At 63.3% G+C, this 17,603-nt stretch carries 17 protein-coding genes; 6 read left to right on the top strand and 11 right to left on the bottom strand.

The features are described 5' to 3' along the window. Positions 1-286: 286 nt before the first annotated feature. Positions 287-1,084, bottom strand: a complete 798-nt coding sequence (gene thiD, locus AKN84_RS24690) for a bifunctional hydroxymethylpyrimidine kinase/phosphomethylpyrimidine kinase (RefSeq protein ID WP_050423188.1) — start codon at positions 1,082-1,084, stop codon at positions 287-289. A 204-nt stretch (positions 1,085-1,288) separates the two neighbouring features. Between thiD and AKN84_RS24685 the strand changes: the two genes are divergently transcribed. Continuing rightward, complete coding sequence (locus AKN84_RS24685) at positions 1,289-1,534, top strand: Lrp/AsnC ligand binding domain-containing protein (RefSeq protein ID WP_016845986.1); 246 nt, start codon at positions 1,289-1,291, stop codon at positions 1,532-1,534. A 141-nt stretch (positions 1,535-1,675) separates the two neighbouring features. On the opposite strand, the gene AKN84_RS24680 is transcribed toward AKN84_RS24685, so the two are convergent. Continuing rightward, positions 1,676-2,281, bottom strand: coding sequence for a TetR/AcrR family transcriptional regulator (locus AKN84_RS24680; RefSeq protein ID WP_074130151.1), 606 nt, complete (start codon positions 2,279-2,281; stop codon positions 1,676-1,678). A 125-nt stretch (positions 2,282-2,406) separates the two neighbouring features. On the opposite strand from AKN84_RS24680, the gene AKN84_RS24675 reads away from it, so the two are divergent. After that, entirely contained in the window at positions 2,407-3,081 is a 675-nt protein-coding gene (locus tag AKN84_RS24675; protein WP_162240900.1) for a hypothetical protein, read from the top strand. After that, positions 3,014-3,454, top strand: a complete 441-nt coding sequence (locus AKN84_RS50040; RefSeq protein WP_283805540.1) for a DoxX family membrane protein — start codon at positions 3,014-3,016, stop codon at positions 3,452-3,454. Before AKN84_RS24675 ends, AKN84_RS50040 begins: the two co-directional genes overlap by 68 nt. Positions 3,455-3,493: 39 nt before the next feature. Here the strand turns inward: AKN84_RS50040 and AKN84_RS24665 are convergent, their stop codons facing one another. Then, entirely contained in the window at positions 3,494-4,432 is a 939-nt protein-coding gene (locus AKN84_RS24665) for a c-type cytochrome (RefSeq protein WP_050423184.1), read from the bottom strand. Positions 4,433-4,597: 165 nt separating this feature from the next. Between AKN84_RS24665 and AKN84_RS24660 the strand changes: the two genes are divergently transcribed. Next, positions 4,598-5,020 (top strand): CHRD domain-containing protein, encoded by a 423-nt coding sequence (locus AKN84_RS24660; RefSeq protein WP_050423183.1) that lies wholly within the window; start codon positions 4,598-4,600, stop codon positions 5,018-5,020. Between the two features lie 78 nt (positions 5,021-5,098). Here AKN84_RS24660 and AKN84_RS24655 read toward each other — a convergent pair whose 3' ends face one another. From AKN84_RS24655 to AKN84_RS24625, 7 genes are all read right to left on the bottom strand, one after another. Continuing rightward, positions 5,099-5,545 (bottom strand): c-type cytochrome, encoded by a 447-nt coding sequence (locus AKN84_RS24655; RefSeq protein ID WP_050423182.1) that lies wholly within the window; start codon positions 5,543-5,545, stop codon positions 5,099-5,101. Positions 5,546-5,648: 103 nt separating this feature from the next. Then, a complete protein-coding gene (locus AKN84_RS24650; RefSeq protein WP_050423181.1) occupies positions 5,649-7,958 on the bottom strand; it encodes a xanthine dehydrogenase family protein molybdopterin-binding subunit in 2,310 nt (769 codons plus the stop codon). 108 nt (positions 7,959-8,066) lie between these two features. After that, positions 8,067-9,002: a DUF1152 domain-containing protein gene (locus AKN84_RS24645; protein WP_050423180.1), complete on the bottom strand. Its 936-nt coding sequence runs from the start codon at positions 9,000-9,002 to the stop codon at positions 8,067-8,069. An 84-nt stretch (positions 9,003-9,086) separates the two neighbouring features. After that, positions 9,087-10,616: a murein biosynthesis integral membrane protein MurJ gene (gene murJ / locus AKN84_RS24640; RefSeq protein ID WP_050423179.1), complete on the bottom strand. Its 1,530-nt coding sequence runs from the start codon at positions 10,614-10,616 to the stop codon at positions 9,087-9,089. 43 nt (positions 10,617-10,659) lie between these two features. After that, positions 10,660-11,811 (bottom strand): DegT/DnrJ/EryC1/StrS family aminotransferase, encoded by a 1,152-nt coding sequence (locus AKN84_RS24635; protein WP_050423178.1) that lies wholly within the window; start codon positions 11,809-11,811, stop codon positions 10,660-10,662. A 31-nt stretch (positions 11,812-11,842) separates the two neighbouring features. Beyond that, complete coding sequence (locus AKN84_RS24630; RefSeq protein ID WP_050423177.1) at positions 11,843-12,859, bottom strand: Gfo/Idh/MocA family protein; 1,017 nt, start codon at positions 12,857-12,859, stop codon at positions 11,843-11,845. Positions 12,860-13,108: 249 nt separating this feature from the next. Then, the gene (locus AKN84_RS24625) at positions 13,109-14,521 is read right to left on the bottom strand and encodes a mannose-1-phosphate guanylyltransferase/mannose-6-phosphate isomerase (RefSeq protein WP_050423176.1); all 1,413 of its coding nucleotides are present in this window, start codon (positions 14,519-14,521) and stop codon (positions 13,109-13,111) included. Between the two features lie 334 nt (positions 14,522-14,855). On the opposite strand from AKN84_RS24625, the gene AKN84_RS24620 reads away from it, so the two are divergent. Together AKN84_RS24620 and AKN84_RS24615 are read left to right on the top strand one after the other, a co-directional pair. Continuing rightward, on the top strand, positions 14,856-15,821 hold the full coding sequence (locus AKN84_RS24620) for a lysylphosphatidylglycerol synthase transmembrane domain-containing protein (RefSeq protein ID WP_050423175.1): 966 nt from the start codon (positions 14,856-14,858) through the stop codon (positions 15,819-15,821). A gap of 8 nt (positions 15,822-15,829) precedes the next feature. Next, positions 15,830-16,846 (top strand): MraY family glycosyltransferase, encoded by a 1,017-nt coding sequence (locus AKN84_RS24615; protein WP_128971125.1) that lies wholly within the window; start codon positions 15,830-15,832, stop codon positions 16,844-16,846. A 451-nt stretch (positions 16,847-17,297) separates the two neighbouring features. On the opposite strand, the gene AKN84_RS50765 is transcribed toward AKN84_RS24615, so the two are convergent. After that, a complete protein-coding gene (locus tag AKN84_RS50765) occupies positions 17,298-17,384 on the bottom strand; it encodes a hypothetical protein (protein WP_430649928.1) in 87 nt (28 codons plus the stop codon). Positions 17,385-17,603: the final 219 nt, after the last annotated feature.

Genomic DNA, 17,603 nt, shown 5'->3' with positions numbered 1-17,603 from the left:
AGATTCCTGTGACAAGGCGATGACGATCCCCGCGACCTGAGGCTCCACAGAGAGTTAACGAGAATCAGCAGCGCGCCCCTGCCCTGCGGATAACAGCCGCATGCGACAATCTGGCGACATGGGCAATGCAAAGGCGCGGAACACATCTCATTCCACCCAATCGCCGTCATTGCGAGCGAAGCGAAGCAATCCATAGCGCCACAAGCGGGGATATGGATTGCTTCGTCGCTATCGCTCCTCGCAATGACGACGCCTACATGCTCCGGATCGTCCGGGCCACGGTAGCTCAATAATACTTGTAGAAGTGATGCACCGGTCCGTGGCCGCGACCGACGGCGAAGCGATCGGCGGCCGCGATCGCATCAGAGATCCAGGCCTTGGCGTTGCGCACGGCGGTCTCCATCGCTTCACCCTTCGCGAGTCCTGCCGCGATCGCCGATGACAGCGAGCAACCTGTGCCGTGCGTGTTCGCGGTCGCGATGCGCGGCGCTGCGAGCGCGATGCTGCGCGCGCCATCGATCAGATAGTCGGTGCTCTCGGCGCCGTGGCCGTGACCGCCCTTCACCAGTACCGCGCGACAGCCCATCGCCAGCAATCGCTTGCCCTGGCGCACGACATCGGCCTCGCTCGAGGCAACCGGCTCGCTCAGCAGCGCCGCCGCTTCCGGCAGGTTCGGCGTGATCAGCGAGGCCAGCGGAAACAGCATGGTCTTCAGCGCATCGACCGCCTCGGCGGCAAGCAGGCGGTCGCCCGATGTTGCGACCATCACCGGGTCGAGCACGATGTGGTGCGGCGCCCGGCGCTTCAGTCCGTCGGCGATCGCCGCGATGGTCTCGGCCTGCGCCACCATGCCGATCTTGACCGCGCCGACGTCGAGATCGGAGAACACGGCATCGATCTGGGCCGTGACGAAAGACGCGGGCACCGGATGGATGCCGCTGACCCCCATGGTGTTCTGCGCGGTCAATGCCGTGATCGCCGAGGCGCCATAGACCCCGAGCGCGGCAAAGCTCTTGAGGTCGGCCTGGATGCCTGCCCCGCCCGAGGAATCCGAGCCGGCAATGGTGAGTGCGACCGGCGTCATCTTGCGGCACCGGTGGTTGGTTGGAATGAGACCATCACGAATGAGACCATCGTCTGTCCTTGCGCCTGTCCTAGCCCGGCCGCCGATTGCCAGCAAGTTCACCTGACTTGACCGCGCGTTGGCCCTGCCTTGCCCCTTCTTGTCCCCTTGCCTTGGCCGCCGGTTTTTGGCCTATAGTCGCGGAAATCCCCGGAGACGACTTTGATGGTTCCTTTCTTCGTCCAGATCAAATGCAAGCTCGGCCAGTCCTACACCGTCGCCAATGCGCTGGCGGAAGCCGAGATTGCGTCCGAGATCTATTCCACCGCGGGCAATTACGATCTCCTGGTCAAGTTCTACGTCGACCACGACACCGACATTGGCCATTTCATCAACGAGAAGGTTCAGGTGATCCCGGGAATCCAGGACACCCTCACCATCATCACCTTCAAGGCATTCGGCGCGAAGTAGCGCATCGATCTTCACACGCGCCGGCTTGGCGAGGCGCGCGGCTAAAGCGCGATGAGATTAGTTGAAGCATCATCGCGCCTTAGATTCCTGTCTAAGCATGATCTTTTCGGAAAACCGCTTCGCACTTTTCCGGATCATGCTCTAGGCTGAAGGCGCCGCGTCGATCAGCGCCTTCAGGAACGTGACGACGATCCGGCCGCTGCGGCTCACTTCGCCGGCCCTCGACAAGAGCGCCATGCCGCGGCCCAATGCGATGAAGCCGGTGGCGATCTCCACGGGATCGGCGGGCGGCTGCTTGCCAAGCAACTCGAACAGGCGCGTGACCAGCACGCCCAGCGCCCGGCGGTGCTTGCGGTTGAGTTCGTTATAGCCTTGCGCGAAAGTCGGGCTCCGCAGCGCCTGCAATTGCAGCTCGATCGCCAGCACGGCAAACCCTGGATCCGAATTGGCCGTGGCGGCCCATTTTTCGAGGCCGGCCATCAGCTTCGCAGGCTCGCCCGACGCCTGCCCCAATACGCCTTCGATTTTTGCACGCTCCTCGGATTGATGCTGTTGCACCAGTTCCAGGAGGATCGCCTCCTTGTCGGGAAAATTCGAATAGAACGCGCCCTGCGAAAATCCGGCGGCGTCGGCGATGTCGCGCACCGATGCCTGCGCAAACCCCTTCTTGATGATCTCCTCGCGCGCCGCCTCGATCAGGAGACTCTTCGTACGGGCCTGACTTTCCTCGCGATTTAGCCTGGGCAACGGATCGGGCTCCTGAACGTGCAAATACCAATTGATTTTCAGATATCATCTGGTATCTATTTTCAGATAGCAGTTGATATTTGTAACTCGACGAGTCGGCTGGACACGCACGGAGTAGCTATATCATGCAGAGCAGTCCAATGGACCGTACGCTGGCTATTCTGGCGACGCTCGCGGCGTCGACCGTCGGCGTCATGGTGGTCGGGATCCTCGCCACCAAGGGTTCGCAGGACTTCTTCCAGACCGCCCGCTCCTTCGAAGCTTATGGCGCGCATCTGGGGACCCCTCTCGTGCCATTCGGTCTGCGCCTCAACCTCGGGCTCGATAATCTCTTCATGATCTTCTACGGCGCATTTTTCACCGTGCTGGCCGCCCGGCTGCGCACGATGATGGACCCTTATCTGCTGGGCGTTGCGCTGGCCGCCATGATGCTCACGGTTTTGCTCGATTGCGTCGAGAACCACCACATCATGACCATGGTGCATGCGATCCAGAACGGATTGCCGCTGTCGCCGGCCGACGGGGAGCTGCAGATGATCGCCTCCCAGGTCAAGTTTCACGCCAGCTATCTCGCAGTCCTGCTGTTCTCGTTCGGCTTCCTGCAGTTCGGCAGGCTCGGCAGGACCATCGCTTTGGTGCTGTGGTGCTACATCCCGTTCGGGGTCCTGATTTCGGTTACGCCGGTGGAGCAGGCGAAGGCGCTGGTCCTGGGACGGACAATCTTCTTCGTCTTTGCCTTCATCCTGTCCGCCGTCCTGTTCGCTTCACAGGCGAGATACCACGCTCGGAACAGTCAATAACAAGCCCGGAGGGTCCCCTGATGCCGATCTCGATGGTCACGATTGCCGGACGAAGCCTGCTCGCACTGTTGTTCATCCTTGCCGGCGTAGCAAGATCGCCGGCCCGAAGCCGTTCCTCGACCACATGGCGGCACACCATATTCCGGGCGTGCTGCTGCCGCTGGTCATCGCGCTCGAGCTTGGTGCGGGCCTGGCATTGCTGATCGGCTGGCAGTTGTCGTTTGCCGCCGGTGCGCTGGCGCTGTTTTGCCTCGCGACCGCATTCGGCTTTCACATCGACCTCGCCGACAAGGCGGAACGAACGCTATTCTTCAAGGACCTCGCGCTTGCCGGTGGCTTGATGGTCATTGCCGCAACCGCGTGGCGCGGATAGCAGGCCAAGCATCGCAGATCGCAAGCATCACCCGCGCAATCAGGAAGGATCCGTCTTGTCCGCCTTGCGCGTCGGCTTTGGTGGCCCGTCGACCGGCGGCAGCGACTTGATGTAGTCGGCGATCGCGTCGCGATCGGAAGGCGAGAGCTGCGAGGTGTTGCGGATCACGCGGACCATCGAGCCGCCGGCGCTATCGCCATCCGGCGTCTGCCCGCTCTCGAGGAAATAGGCGATATCCTTCGCGCTCCAATCCGCGATCCCCCGTGGCGTGATGTTGGGTACCCAGCCTTCGCCCTCGGGATTCGGACCGCCGGCGAAGCGCTGCGAGCTGACGATGCCGCCGAGAAAATTCCGCGGGCTGTGACACTCGGCGCAGTGACCGAAACTGTTGACGAGATAGGCGCCGCGATACCAATGCGACGAGCGGCTTGCATCCGCGATAAACGGCTTGCCGTCCATGAACAGGAATTTCCAGACCCCGACATCGCGCCTGATGTTGAAAGGAAACGGCACATCGTGATCGCGCACCTTGCCGGCGACCGGCGGTAAGGTCTTCAGATAAGCGAACAGGTCGCGCACGTCATTGACCCTGGCGTGCTGATAGGACGTGTAGGGAAACGCCGGGAAGTAATGCGTCCCCGACGGCGAGGTGCCCTTCATCACAGCGGTGACGAAATCAGCCTCGCTCCACCGCCCGATGCCGTCGTTCGGGTCGGGCGAGATGTTCGGCGCGTAGAAGGTGCCGAACGGCGACGGTATCGCGAGCCCGCCGCCGAGCTTGGTGCGGTCATCCTGCTTCGGCACGGCATGGCAGGAGGAACATCCCCCCGCATTGAACGTTGTGAGCCCGTTGGCGAGGTTGGGCTGGTAGGCGGGCAACGCGCTTGCGGCGACGGTCGCGGGGATCGTCAGCCACCAGAACACGCCGAAGCCGATGAGGCCGGCCAGGCCGGCCAGAAGGAGAATTCGTCGCAACATTCACCGATCCGTCATTGGTCGCGTCAGTTCATCAAACAGTATGATGGCAACCGGTCGCACAAGCTCGCATCAAATTTGCCGCACTCACGATCATTTTGGGAATAAATCCGGTGAGCCGCGGTTTGAAGATTGCAACCATCGTGTGACGTCAAAGGGGAGAGAACCATGTCGAACAAGACCTTGCTTGCCACGCTGACGCTCGGCGCCGCGATTGCATTCGCCGGCCCGGCCCTTGCCGAAAAGCTGCATGCCAAGCTGGACGCCAAGTCCGAAGTGCCTGCGAACACCAGCGCCGGTACCGGCACCGCCGACATCGACTACGATGCGGCCACCAAGAAGCTCAGCTGGAAACTGACCTATTCCGGCCTGTCGGGCCCTGCGACCGCCGCGCATTTCCACGGCCCCGCCGAGGCCGGCAAGAATTCCGGTGTCGCGGTCGCGATCCCGAACGCGACATCGAGCCCGGTCGAAGGCAGCGCAACGCTGACCGACGCACAGGCCGCCGACCTCCTCGCCGGCAAGTACTATGTCAACGTCCACACCGCGGCGAACCCGGGCGGTGAGATCCGCGGCCAAGTGACGAAGTAAGACCTCAACAACAAACGGCCGACACAACAAAGGGCGGACGCCTCGCAGCGTCCGCCCTTCTTGTCGTCCGAATGGCGATCAGCCCTTCTTGAGGCGATAGGTCTCGTGGCAGCCGCCGCACTGCTTGCCGATCACACCGAGCTCCGCCTTCAGCGTGTCGACATCCTTGACCTTGCCCTTGGCTTCCGAAACAGTCTTGGCAAAGCTTGCGATGTGCTGCTCGAAGCCGGCCTTGTCTTCCCAGATCTTCGGCGAAGGGGCGTAATCGCCATCCAACTTGACGCCTTTCATGCTCTCGGGGAACAGCGTCGGAAGCTGCTTGGCGGTGTCCTCGAACTGGGCCAGCGCGGCATCGACGGTGGCCTGGTCGTAGGGCTTCTCGCCCTTGACCATCGCCACCAGCGCGCCCGCATTCTTGCCATTGCCCTTCATCATGCCCTGGGTCTTCTTGACCTGCTCCTGATCGGCCAAGACCGCACCGGCACTCAAGGCAAGCATCGCAGCAACGACGACAATCCGCTTCATCGGCAAAATCCCTCAACTCCGCTCTGTCCGGGTCCGCAGGTACGCGGCCGGTCTGGTTTGCAAACACCGCAGGCGGAATGTTCATTCCGCCTGCGACAATTTATCAGAGAGTATGGCGGCGCTGCGCCTCGCGGATCGCGATCCAGACCCGCTCCGGCGTCGCCGGCATATCGATGTGGTCGATCCCGAACTCGCGATGCAGCCCCTCGACGATCGCGTTGACGACCGCCGGGCATGAGCCGATCGCGCCGGCCTCGCCTGCGCCCTTCACGCCCATTGGATTGGTCGTGCAGGGAACATTGTGGGTCTCGAACACGAAGGACGGCCCGTCCGAAGCACGCGGCATCGCATAATCCATGAAGGTGCCGGTGACGAGCTGGCCGTCGGTCTGGCTGTAGACCGCCTGCTCCATCAGCGCCTGCCCGATGCCCTGCATCGCGCCGCCATGAACCTGGCCCGCGAGCATCAGCGGATTGAGCGTGACGCCGAAATCGTCGACGATGACGTAGCTGACGATCTTGATGATGCCGGTTGAGGGATCAATCTCGACCTCGGCGAGATGCGTGCCGTTCGGATAGGTGCCGTCGGCGCTGGCGAAGGTCGCGCTCGCATTCATCTTCGATGTGTCGCCGCCCGGACGCTTGGCGAGATCGGCAAAGCTGACCGAACGGTCGGTGCCGGCGATGCGGATGCGGCCGTCGGATATTTCGAGGTCGCCGGTGCCGGCTTCCAGCGCCTGCGCCGCGAGTTCCTTCAGCTTGTTGCCGAGCTCGTGCGTCGCGCGCTGCACGCTGACGCCGCCGGACGGGATCGATGCCGAGCCGCCGGTGCCGAGGCCGGTCGCGATCTTGTCGGTGTCGCCCTGCAGCACATGGACCCGCTCGGGCGGCACGCCGAACTGCTCGGCGACGATCTGCGCGTAAGCGGTCTGGTGGCCCTGCCCGCTCGACTGCGTGCCGATCAGGATCGAGATGTCGCCATTGGGATCGAGCGCCACATTGGCGGTCTCCTCGCCCATGGTGCCGCAGACCTCGACATAGCTCGCCATGCCGATGCCCCGCACCAGGCCGTCCTTCTTGGCCGCCTTGGCGCGCTTTGGAAACTCCTTCCAGTTGGCGATCTCCATCGCGCGCTTCATGTGCGCGACGAAGTCACCGGAATCGTAGACCTTGCCGGTCGCGGTCGTGTACGGCAGCGACTTCGGCGGAATGAAGTTCTTCCGCCTGATGGCGTCGGGCGTCATGCCGAGCTTGCGCGCGGCCGCGTCGACCAGCCGCTCGATCACATAGGCGGCCTCCGGGCGGCCGGCGCCGCGATAGGCATCGACCGGCACGGTGTTGGTGAACACGGTACGGACGCGGCAATGGAAGGCCTGGATGTCATAGAGGCCCGGCAGCATGCCTGCGCCGCCATGCGGGATATAGGGCGCGAAGGTCGAGAGATAGGCGCCCATGTCGCCCATCAGGTCGACATCCATGCCGAGGAATTTGCCGTCCTCGGCGAGCGCCATCTTCGCGGTGGTGAGATTGTCGCGGCCCTGCGCGTCGCCCATGAAATGGTCGGAGCGCTCGGCGGTCCATTTGACGGACTTCTTGAGCTTGCGCGCCGCGACCGAGATCAGCGCATATTCGCGATAGGGAAACAGCTTGGTGCCGAAGCCGCCGCCGACATCCGGGCAGATCACCCGCATGTTCTCCTTCGGCATCTTCAGGATCATGTCGCAGAGGATCTCGCGCAGGCGATGGCTGCCCTGGCTGCCGATCGTCAGCGTCAGGTGATCCCTCTTGGCGTCGTATTCGGCAACCGCTGCGCGCGTCTCCATGAAATTGGTGATGACGCGCGGATTGACGATGGTGATCTCGGCCACCGCATGCGCCTTGGCGAATGCGGCCTCGGCGGCGCCCTTGTCGCCGATCGAGACGTCAAACAGCACATTGCCGGGCTTGTCCGGCCAAACCTGCGGCGAGTCCTTCTTCACCGCATTGATAAGGCCCGCCACCGCCGGCAGCGGCGTCCATTTGACGTCGATCGCCTCGATCGCGTCGCGCGCATGATCGACGGTATCGGCGACCACAAAGGCGATGGCGTCGCCGACATGGCGCACTTCATCCTTGGCGAGGATCGGATAAGGCGGCGCGATGAATGGATCGGTCTCGAGATTGAACAGGCACGGCAGGCCGCCGAGCTCGGCGACATCGGCCGCGGTCAGGATCAGCGCCACGCCGGGCATGCCGCGGGCCTTGCCGGCGTCGATGGTGTAGGTGGCGTGCGCATGCGGCGAGCGCAGCATCAACGCGTGCAATGCGGGAGACGGTGCGACGTCGTCGGTATAGCGGCCCTTGCCGCGAATCAGAGCGTCATCCTCCTTGCGCCGCACACTTTGTCCGACGCCGAATTTGATGGGAGCTGCCATCGTCTCTCCAATTGCCTTGGTGTGTTTTGCGCATATTGGCGTGGTTGTCCGCGAAGCGCAAACGGCTTTCTGGGGGCGTTTTGCCCCTTGCGGAGCGGGCCTCGATCACTATAGCGGGATCGGGCGGAACGGCCTCGGGTCGATGGTCTGCCGGTACTGCTCGACCGCCCGCCTGGCCTCCTCCATCCGATCCGTCTCCATGAGACCGTCTGCGTAGGCCATCCGTCGGACGAGGTGCGACGTCGCGAAGGTCCAATACTGAGACATCAGCGGGTTGATGAACAGATCGCTGCCGCTGGTGCGATTGGTGGCATGATAGTTTCCGAACTCACCACGCACGGCGCTTGCGATCGAATTGCAGACGATGCTCGGATGAGCGGGCTGGCGTTGGTTGGCATAGTCGACCAGATCGAGAAACGCCGCCCCTTCCACCGTTCCAGACGACAGGGAAAAGGCACCGAGAAATCCCCTATCAGCCGTCAATTGCGCGACGTTCTCAAGGAAGGCGTGGTGTGAGACGCCATGGAAATGATCAATCCCGAAACCGATCGCGGCGAGAAGCGCCCTCCCCTCGGTGGCATCCTGCGCAGCGACGATCGATACCGCATCCTCGATGATGGTACCGAGTCCGGGCTCGTCGCCGAAAATAATGCTGTCGGTACCGCCATCGACCAGCACAACCAGATCAATCTGGTGTTGCTCGATGACCCAGCGGTAGCTGGCCGCCAGTGGCCGCACGCCACTCTTAGCGAAGGCGTAGATCGGGACCGCGCGCCCACGCGTCGCCAACCATTCCGCCAGCCATTTTTCCGGGAAGTATGGAATTTCGGCAGAGCTCCGATCGACCCGCCATGTGGTCGAATTGATGCGCTCGCCACCGCAAAGCCAGAGATTGGTGAACGAGAAATTCCCGAACACCACGTGCTTGCCGCGCGACCAAAGGCGCTCCGCCAGGGGCACACCAGCGAACACGTCGAAGCCCCCGCCACAGCCTGCGATGAGGACGTTGGTGGCCTGCTCCATGCGCTCGAGAAATGGAACCATGTGTGATGCAACCGAAGGCGTTCGGGCACGATTGCCCCAATGCATTCGGGCATTATTCCAAGCGATTGACAAGATTAAAGAAATCTATACGCGCCGCAGTGCGAACAGCCAGCCGCGGCCGAACAATGTGAGGATCAGCAGGGCGTAGACGAAGACGCCGACCGCAATCAGCAGCAGCAGGATCATCTCGTCGCGGAAGTGCTGCATCGGCGCGAACCACACATAGGCGAAATGCGAGGTCAGCCACAGCGCGAGCGCGAGCAGCACGCCGCACAGCGCAAAGGTGCCGAACGAGCGGATCAGCGCGCGATCGAGCGCGAGATAGCCGCGGCGCACGGCGAACATCAGCACCAGCAGCAGGTTGACCCAGGCACCGACCGCGGTCGCCAGCGCGAGCCCAACCTGCGCCAGCGTGCCGACCAGCGCGATCTTCAGCGCGACGTTGACCGCGACCCCGGTCAGCGCCGCCTTCACCGGGGTTGCTGTATCCTTGCGGGCATAGAAAGTCGCAACCGCGCTGCGGATCATCACGAAGGGAATGAGCCCAACCGCATAGGCCGCGAGCGTCGCGCCCGCGCTCGCGGCATCGGCCTTCGAGAACGCGCCGCGGGCGAACATCGCGCGCATGATCGGATCGGCGACCGTCAGGAACGCTGCCACGAACGGCACCGAGAACAGCAGCGTGAAATCGAAGGCGCGGCGCTGCGCGGCCATGGCGCCAGCGTGATCGTCGGCGGTCAGGCGCCGCGACATCTCCGGCAGCAGCACGGTGCCGATCGCGATCCCGATCACGCCGATCGGCAATTGGTTGAGGCGGTCGGCATAGTACAGCGCCGACAGCGCGCCTGCGGGGAGGAAGGTTGCGATGATGGTGTCGGCAAACAGCGCGACCTGGGTGCCCATCGAACCCAAGGTTGCCGGCCCCAACGCGCGGAAGAAGGCGCGGACGTCCTCGTCGAGCCTCAGCGGCGCAAACCGCGGCAGGCCGCCGTGGCGCGCGAGGTCGCCTGCGAGCAGGGCAAATTGCAGGAAGCCCGAGATCAGGACGCCCCAGGCCGCGGCATGACCAGCGCTGGGGAAGAACGCCGCAAGCGCCAGCGTCATCATCATCGCAAGGTTGAGGAAGATCGGCGCCGCGGCGGCGCTGGCGAAGCGATGCATCACGTTGAGCATGCCGCCATAGAGCGTCACCAGCGTGATCAGCAGCAGATAGGGAAAGGTGATCCGCGTCAGCTCGATCGCGAGCTTGCGCTGCGAAGCATCGTCGGTGAAGCCCGGCGCGAGAATGCTCATCGCCTGCGGCATGAACGCCATCGCCACGACAAGCAGGATCACCTGCGAGGCGAACAGCAGCGTGAAGATGCGGTCGGCGAACAGCCGCGCCGACGCTTCGCCCCGTTCGCCATGGACATGGGCATAGGCCGGCACGAAGGCGGCGTTGAAGGCGCCTTCGGCAAAGATCGCACGGAAATGATTGGGCAGCCGCAGCGCAACGAAGAAAGCGTCGGCGACCGGCCCGGCACCGAGGATCGCCGCGAGCATGATGTCGCGTGCGAACCCGGTGGCCCGTGATAGCAGGGTATAGCCGCCGACGGTGAAGATGCGCCCAAGCATGCGCTGCTTCTAGCGCATGATTGCGTTACGAAAAAGTTTCGTATCAGGCCGAAAGCGCGCTGCGCACAGCCGCGATGACGCGATCCAGCGCCGCCTCGTCGAGATAGGCGTGCATCGGCAGGCTGATAACGTCGTCCGAGAGGCTTTCACTTACCGGCAGGCCGCCGTCGGCGACCGGGAAGTCGCGGTAGGCCGTCTGCTGGTGCATCGACTTCGTGTAGTAGATTGCCGTCGGGACGCCCTGCGCCTTCAGCGCTGCGGCGAAGGCATCGCGGTTGGTCCCCTTCGGCAAGCGAATGGTGTATTGCGCCCAGACCGAGGTGCAGCCGGAGGCGAGCCGCGGCACGGTCACGATGTTGCCGAGCCCGCGCGCATAGCGCTCCGCCACCTGATTGCGCGCCACGATCTCGTCGTCGAAAATCTTCAGCTTTTCGAGCAGGATGGCGGCCTGCATGGTATCGAGCCGTCCGGTGAGGCCGAAGCGGACATTGTCGTATTTGTCCGTGCCCTGACCGTGCACGCGGATGCTTCGCAGCGTGTTCGCAAGCTCGTCATCATTGGTGAAGACGGCGCCGCCATCGCCGAAACAGCCGAGCGGCTTTGCCGGAAAGAAGCTGGTCGCGGTCGCGAGCCCGAAGGTGCCGAGCTTGCGGCCCTTGTAGCTGGCGCCAAACCCCTGGGCGGCGTCATCGAGCACGAACAGGCCTTCAGCCTCGGCAACCGCAGCCACCGCATCGTGATCGGCGCACTGGCCGAACAGATCCACCGGAATGACGCTAACCGGCTTCAGGCCGCGCGCCCGCGCGGTGGCGATCCCGCGCTTGAGCGAGTTGACGTCGATATTGAAGGTCGCCTCGTCGACGTCGACGAAGACAGGCGTCGCACCGGTGAGCGCCACCGCCTCGCCGGTCGCGCAGAAGGTGAAAGACGGACACAGCACGGCGTCGCCCGGCCCGACATTCTTCGCCATCAGCACCATCAGCAGCGCATCAGTGCCGCTCGCGCAGGTCACGACGTGCTTGGCGCCGCTGTAATCTGCCAGCGCCTGCTCCAGCGCGGTCACTTCCGGGCCGTTGATGAACTGGCAATGGTTGAGCACGCGGGCGACCGCATCATCGACCGATTTGCCCAGCCGCTGGCGCTGCGCGGCGATGTCGATGAAGGAAACGGGCTCTGGACACATGTGCTGGTTCATGAAGCTCTTCGCGCGTGGTTTCGGATTACATTCAGCCGGCGACGCGGCGCGGCCCCTTGCGGATCGTCGAGGCGGCAGGCCGTGCGGGCGATTCCAGGCAGCGGATCGCGATCTCGAGGCTGGCGACGCCTTCGTCGCCGGACACCGCCGGCAGCTTGCCGCTACGCACTGCATCGAGGAAGGCGATCAGTTCGGCGCGCAACGGCTCGTCGTGACCAACCGGCAGATGACGCATCGAGTAGCTTCCGTCGGGCTTGAAGCCGAAACATTCGGTAACCTGGCGCGTCAGCAGGTCGCCCATCACATACTTGCCACGGGTCGCGACGGTAACGTTGCGCGCCTTGAACGGCGTCAGCCAGTTGGTGTTGATGTGGGCGAGCACGCCGGAGGCGGTGCGGAATTGCAGCAGCGCGATGTCCTCGCGCTCGGCGACCGCGCTGGAGAGCTGCGGCTGCACCTCGACAATATCGGACTCGGTGAACCAGCGAATCAGATCGATGTCGTGCACGGCGAGATCGATCACGACGCCGACATTGGACATCCGCGGCGGGAACGGGCCAACCCGGGTGATGCCGATCGACAAAATGTCCTCGCCCGAGATCGCCTGCTTGATCGCGGCAACCGCCGGATTGAAACGCTCGACATGGCCGACCATCAGCGTGACGCCGGCACGCTCGGCGGCCGCAACGATCTCGCGGCCCTCTTCAACCGTGGATGCGACCGGCTTTTCGACCAGGATATGGACGTTGCGCGCGATGCAGGCGAGCGCGATCTCGTGATGCAGATGGGTGGGAGCTGCGATCGTCACCGCGTCGATGCCTTCGGCAAGCAGCTGATCGAGGCTTTCGAAGGCGCGGCAGCCAACGAGGTCAATGGCACGCGCGCGGTGCTCCGGGAGCGGATCGACGATGCCGATCAGCAGCACGCCGGGCAGTCCAGCCAGCACACGGGCATGGTTACTGCCCATCACGCCGGCGCCGATCACACCTATGCGCAATGCGCGGCCGATATCGGCCTTCGCGCCGGCTGCGGGCACTTTTGCATTCATATCGTAGACCCCAAGTAGCGTTCTGCCGGTTGTCCCCGGCTCTCAGGGAGCCACCCGACTCCAAAGGAATTAGCACCGAGGCCCTCTTCCCGATCTGCGCCTTTTGGCGCAAATCACCCCGCTTCCTTGGCAGCCGCTATAGCACGGGCGTCACAAATGTGGCGAACGCCAAGGACGAAATCCGGACACGTTTTGATTCAAAGAGTTACATCGCCCCGCGCCCGAAGATTCGCGCGGGAACCAGCTCCCTCAGCTGCGCCGATAGTCATCCTCGATACGGATGATGTCGTCCTCGCCGAGATAGCTGCCGGTCTGCACCTCGATCAGCTCGAGCTGGATCTTGCCGGGGTTCTCCAGCCGATGCACCGCGCCGATCGGGATATAGATCGACTCGTTCTCGTGCACCGTCTTGATCAGCTCGTTGACGGTGACCTGCGCGGTGCCGCGCACCACGATCCAGTGCTCGGAGCGGTGATGGTGCTTCTGCAGCGACAGCCGCCCGCCCGGCTTGACGATGATGCGCTTGACCTGGTGGCGGTCGCCATTGTCGACCGACTGATAGGAGCCCCAGGGGCGATGCACCTTGATGTGGTTTTCGGTGACCTCGGGCGCGGCGACCTTCAGTTTCGCGACCAGCCGCTTCAGCCCGTTGGCGTCCCTCTGGCGCGACACCAGCACGGCGTCCTGGGTCGCGACCACGACGAGATCGTCGACGCCTTCGAGCGCGACCAGCGCCCGGTCGGTCGCGACGTTGCAATTGCGAGAGTCCTCGAACACCGCCGCACCGCGCGCCGCATTGCCGAGGCTGTCCTTGTCGGACAGCTCCCAGACCTGACGCCACGAGCCGATGTCGGACCAGCCGCACGCCACCGGCACCACCGCGGCATGAGCGGTCTTCTCCATCACGGCGTAGTCGATCGAGATCGCCTTTGCCGCGGCGAATGCCGATGCATCGAGCTTGACGAAGCCGAGATCGCGCGTCGCCGACGCAACCGACTGCTCCACCGAGGCAATGCTGTCCGCATCGACGTTGCGATACTCGTCGAGCAGCACGCTGGCGCGGAACATGAAGTTGCCGCTATTCCAAAGGTAACCCGCATCGATATAGCCTGCCGCCGTCGCGGCATCCGGCTTCTCGACGAATTTTGCCACCGCGCGCACCTCGCCGGCGACTACCTCACCGGGGCTGATGTAGCCGTATTCGGTGGCGGGTCGTTCCGGCTTGACGCCGAAGGTTACGATGCGGCCGGCTTCAGCAGCCACCAACCCGCCGCGGCACGCCGCAACGAAGGCCGGCGTGTCGCGCACCAGATGGTCGGCGGCAAGCGCCAGCACGATCGCTTCGCCGTCACGGCTCTGCGCGAATGCCGCACCGGCTGCAATGGCCGGCCCGGAGTCGCGGCGCATCGGCTCGAGCAGCACGTCGGCCTCGCGGCCGATCTCGGCCAGCTGCTCCAGCACCATGAAGCGATAGGCCTCGTTGGTGATCACGATCGGCCGTTCGAACAGGCCGGCATCGGAGACCCGCAGCAGCGTCTCCTGGAAGGTCGAGCGCGCCCCGAACAGCGACAGGAACTGCTTCGGATGCACCTCGCGTGACGCCGGCCAAAGTCGCGTGCCTGCGCCGCCACACATGATCAGGGGAATAATTCGTCCGTTCATCGATGCCTCAAGTCCTGTCGTGACCGCGGTTGCCCCATCAAAATTACGCACCGGCTGCCGCGGCCGACAGCCCTGTTGCCCGGTGGACGCTATCAGAGACCAGGACCACGCGCCCCTGGGCGCCCGGTCGAATTTTACCGGTATTGTGCCCCCCGGTGAGCGCCTTGCCCCTTCCTTCCCGCCTCTTTAGCCGCCCGGTCAAGCTTGCCGCAATAGGGACCCGCACGGCTATTGCCAGATCGGTCTGGAAACCATACCAAGGCGACGAATTTGGGCGCGCGAAAGCGTTTTGCGCTGTTTTTGACACATTCCGAAACCTGGTAGCGCGAGCGAGATGCGCCGAATCCTGCTTTCCGCCGTCAAGATCCTGATCTCAGCCGCGCTGCTCTATTTCTCGCTGCGCAAGGTCAATCTGTACGATCTGGCCTCCCGCATCCAGGTCGAGAGCCTGGGCTGGCTCGGCCTCGCGATTGCGGTCACCTTCCTGCAGATCTTTCTCGGGGTGCTACGCTGGCGCGAGATCAGCGTCGAGTGCGGCGCACCGCTGGAGACCGCGCAGGCGATGCGCTTCAACGTGATCGGCACCTTCTTCAACCAGACCCTGCCGTCCTCGATCGGCGGCGACGCCGTGCGGCTCTGGCTGGTCGCCCGCGCCGGGGCGGGCTGGCGGGCCGCCACCTATTCGATCTTCGTCGACCGCGCGGTCGGACTGATCGCGCTCGCCATCGTGATCGCCGCCACCCTGCCCTGGAGCTATCGGCTGATTTCCGATTCCCACGGCTGGACGGCATTGCTGCTGCTCGACCTCGCCGCACTCGCAGCCGGATTTGGCTTTCTGCTGATCGGCGTGTTGCCGTGGCCGTGGCTCAAGCAATGGTGGGCGACGCATCACATCCACGCCTGCGCGGTCATCGCGAACCGGGTGCTGTTCAGCCGCGAGCATGGATTGAGGGTCGCAACGCTTTCGATCGCCATCCACGTGGTAACCGTTGTGATCGGCTGGTGCGTGGTGAAGTCGATCACGGCCCCGGTCACGTTCGGCGATATCTTCCAATTGTTGCCGCCGGTGATGCTGATCACGATGATGCCGATCTCGATCGCCGGTTGGGGCGTGCGCGAAGCCACGATGGCGCTGGCCTTCGGCTATGCCGGATTGATCGCCAATGAGGGCGTCAACATCTCGCTGCTGTTCGGCGCGGTGTCGTTCGTGGTCGGCGTGTTTGGCGGGCTGGTATGGATCCTGAGCCCGGAAAAGGCCGTCAAGGGTGCGGAACCGATCGTAGTGCCCGGAGCACAATAGCTGATCATATGAGCAGTTTCGAAATTCTCCTGTCCTTCATCGCAATGGGCCTCGCTGCGGCGATCTCCGCCTTCCTGATCCAGGTAACGCGGCCGCTGCTGCTGCGCGTGGCGTTGGCGAAGCCGAACGCGCGCTCGTCACATCGCATTCCGACACCGCAGGGCGCAGGCATCGCTGTCACAGCGGCCACGCTGTTCGCGGCCGGAGCCGCGATTGTTATGGCCGGTGCACCCGACCTGACGATTCCCTTGATCGTGTTCGGAGCCAGCCTGTTCATTGCGGTCGTCGGCTTTGTCGATGACATTCGTCCACTGCCGGTCGCGCCGCGATTGCTGCTGCAGGCCACGGCCGTCGCAGCCGTGGTGTTCGCCGCACCTTCCAATCTTAAGATCATCTCGGGCTGCCCGTTCTGGCTCGAGCGCGGCCTGCTCGTGGTGGCTGGCCTGTGGTTCGTCAATCTTGTCAACTTTATGGACGGGCTCGACCTGATGACGGCGGCCGAGGCCGTGCCGATCACGCTGGTAATCGCTCTGCTCGGCTGCTCTAATCATGTCCCGGCAGCCGCGGGGTTGGTTGCGGCGGCACTATGCGGGGCTCTGCTTGGGTTCGCTCCATCCAACCGGCCGGTCGCCAGGATATTTCTTGGCGACGTCGGCAGCCTGCCGATCGGCTTGTTGGTTGGCTGGTGCCTCCTGGAGCTTGCCTTCCGCGGGCAAGTCGCTGCCGCGCTGCTGTTGCCGCTTTATTATCTGGCTGATGCGACCGTGACGCTGCTCCGCCGCATGGCGCGGCGTGAGCCGTTTTGGGTCGCGCACCGCTCGCACTTCTATCAGCGAGCGACGGACAATGGCCTCACGGTGCGGCGGGTCGTTGGCGAGGTCTTTGGGCTAAACGTCGTGCTCGCCCTACTTGCGCTTACGTCGATTGCCTTTGATTCCACGATCGCGAACATACTCCTGCTGTTGGTGGGCGCGCTTGCGGTCGCTGTGCAGTTGTCCCGATTCTCGCGACCGCCACCAACTTGAATACCACGAAAGCCCGCCTGAATTCGGCGAGCTTGCCAGCAGCAGTACGTGCTTGCACAATTTCTCAAGATTCCGATTATCTTGCAAAAATGAGCTATTCCGCAACGGAGATCGATAAAAGCGACTGTTCAAATTGAAGCGACGAATGTCAGGCCGCAGTCGATCCGAACTCTGACGTAGCATCGTGTAGCAGAGATCGTGCGGTCGCGAGGTCGTCTTTATCGATCGCGCCTTCAACGCTGAAATCCACTTGCGCGGCATCGACATCGATAGCTGGCTGGGCTTAGCGGCCCAAAACCCAAGAGTCCCAAGGTTGACTGACTAGCAAACAGTAATTCGATCAATCACACGCTTGAACGCATCCGCCAACGCTTGTCGATATATCTCAGCAGATGCTTAGTTAGGCCCAATATCCATACTGGCTCGATTCCTTTCTCAGTCGAGATCAACATCACGTCGCCGCGAACGATGCATCGGCAACGTTCCCCGTACCAAAGATGCTTCTCTTGGCAACTTCGCTCCAGTCACGCTCAAGAATAGGGAAGCGCTTGAGTGCTGCAGCGTGAAAACAATGATCGGCTTAAAATCAATCATCGACAGCGTGCGACGCGGTCGCGACCTCTGATGTCCGCGATCAACTCAATAGCTGCACCAGCCCCCCGCGCACTACAAAGCGCAGACTCTGAATTCTCGATCACCAAAAGGCCGCACCGCACCGAATGTCGCAACACGATCGCAGGTTTCAGCACCAATCGCC

It is taken from the genome of Bradyrhizobium tropiciagri, assembly GCF_001189845.1.
Lineage (GTDB): Bacteria > Pseudomonadota > Alphaproteobacteria > Rhizobiales > Xanthobacteraceae > Bradyrhizobium > Bradyrhizobium tropiciagri.
The sequence above is the reverse complement of the archived record's forward strand: the minus strand, read 5'-3'. Positions and strand labels throughout refer to the sequence as shown.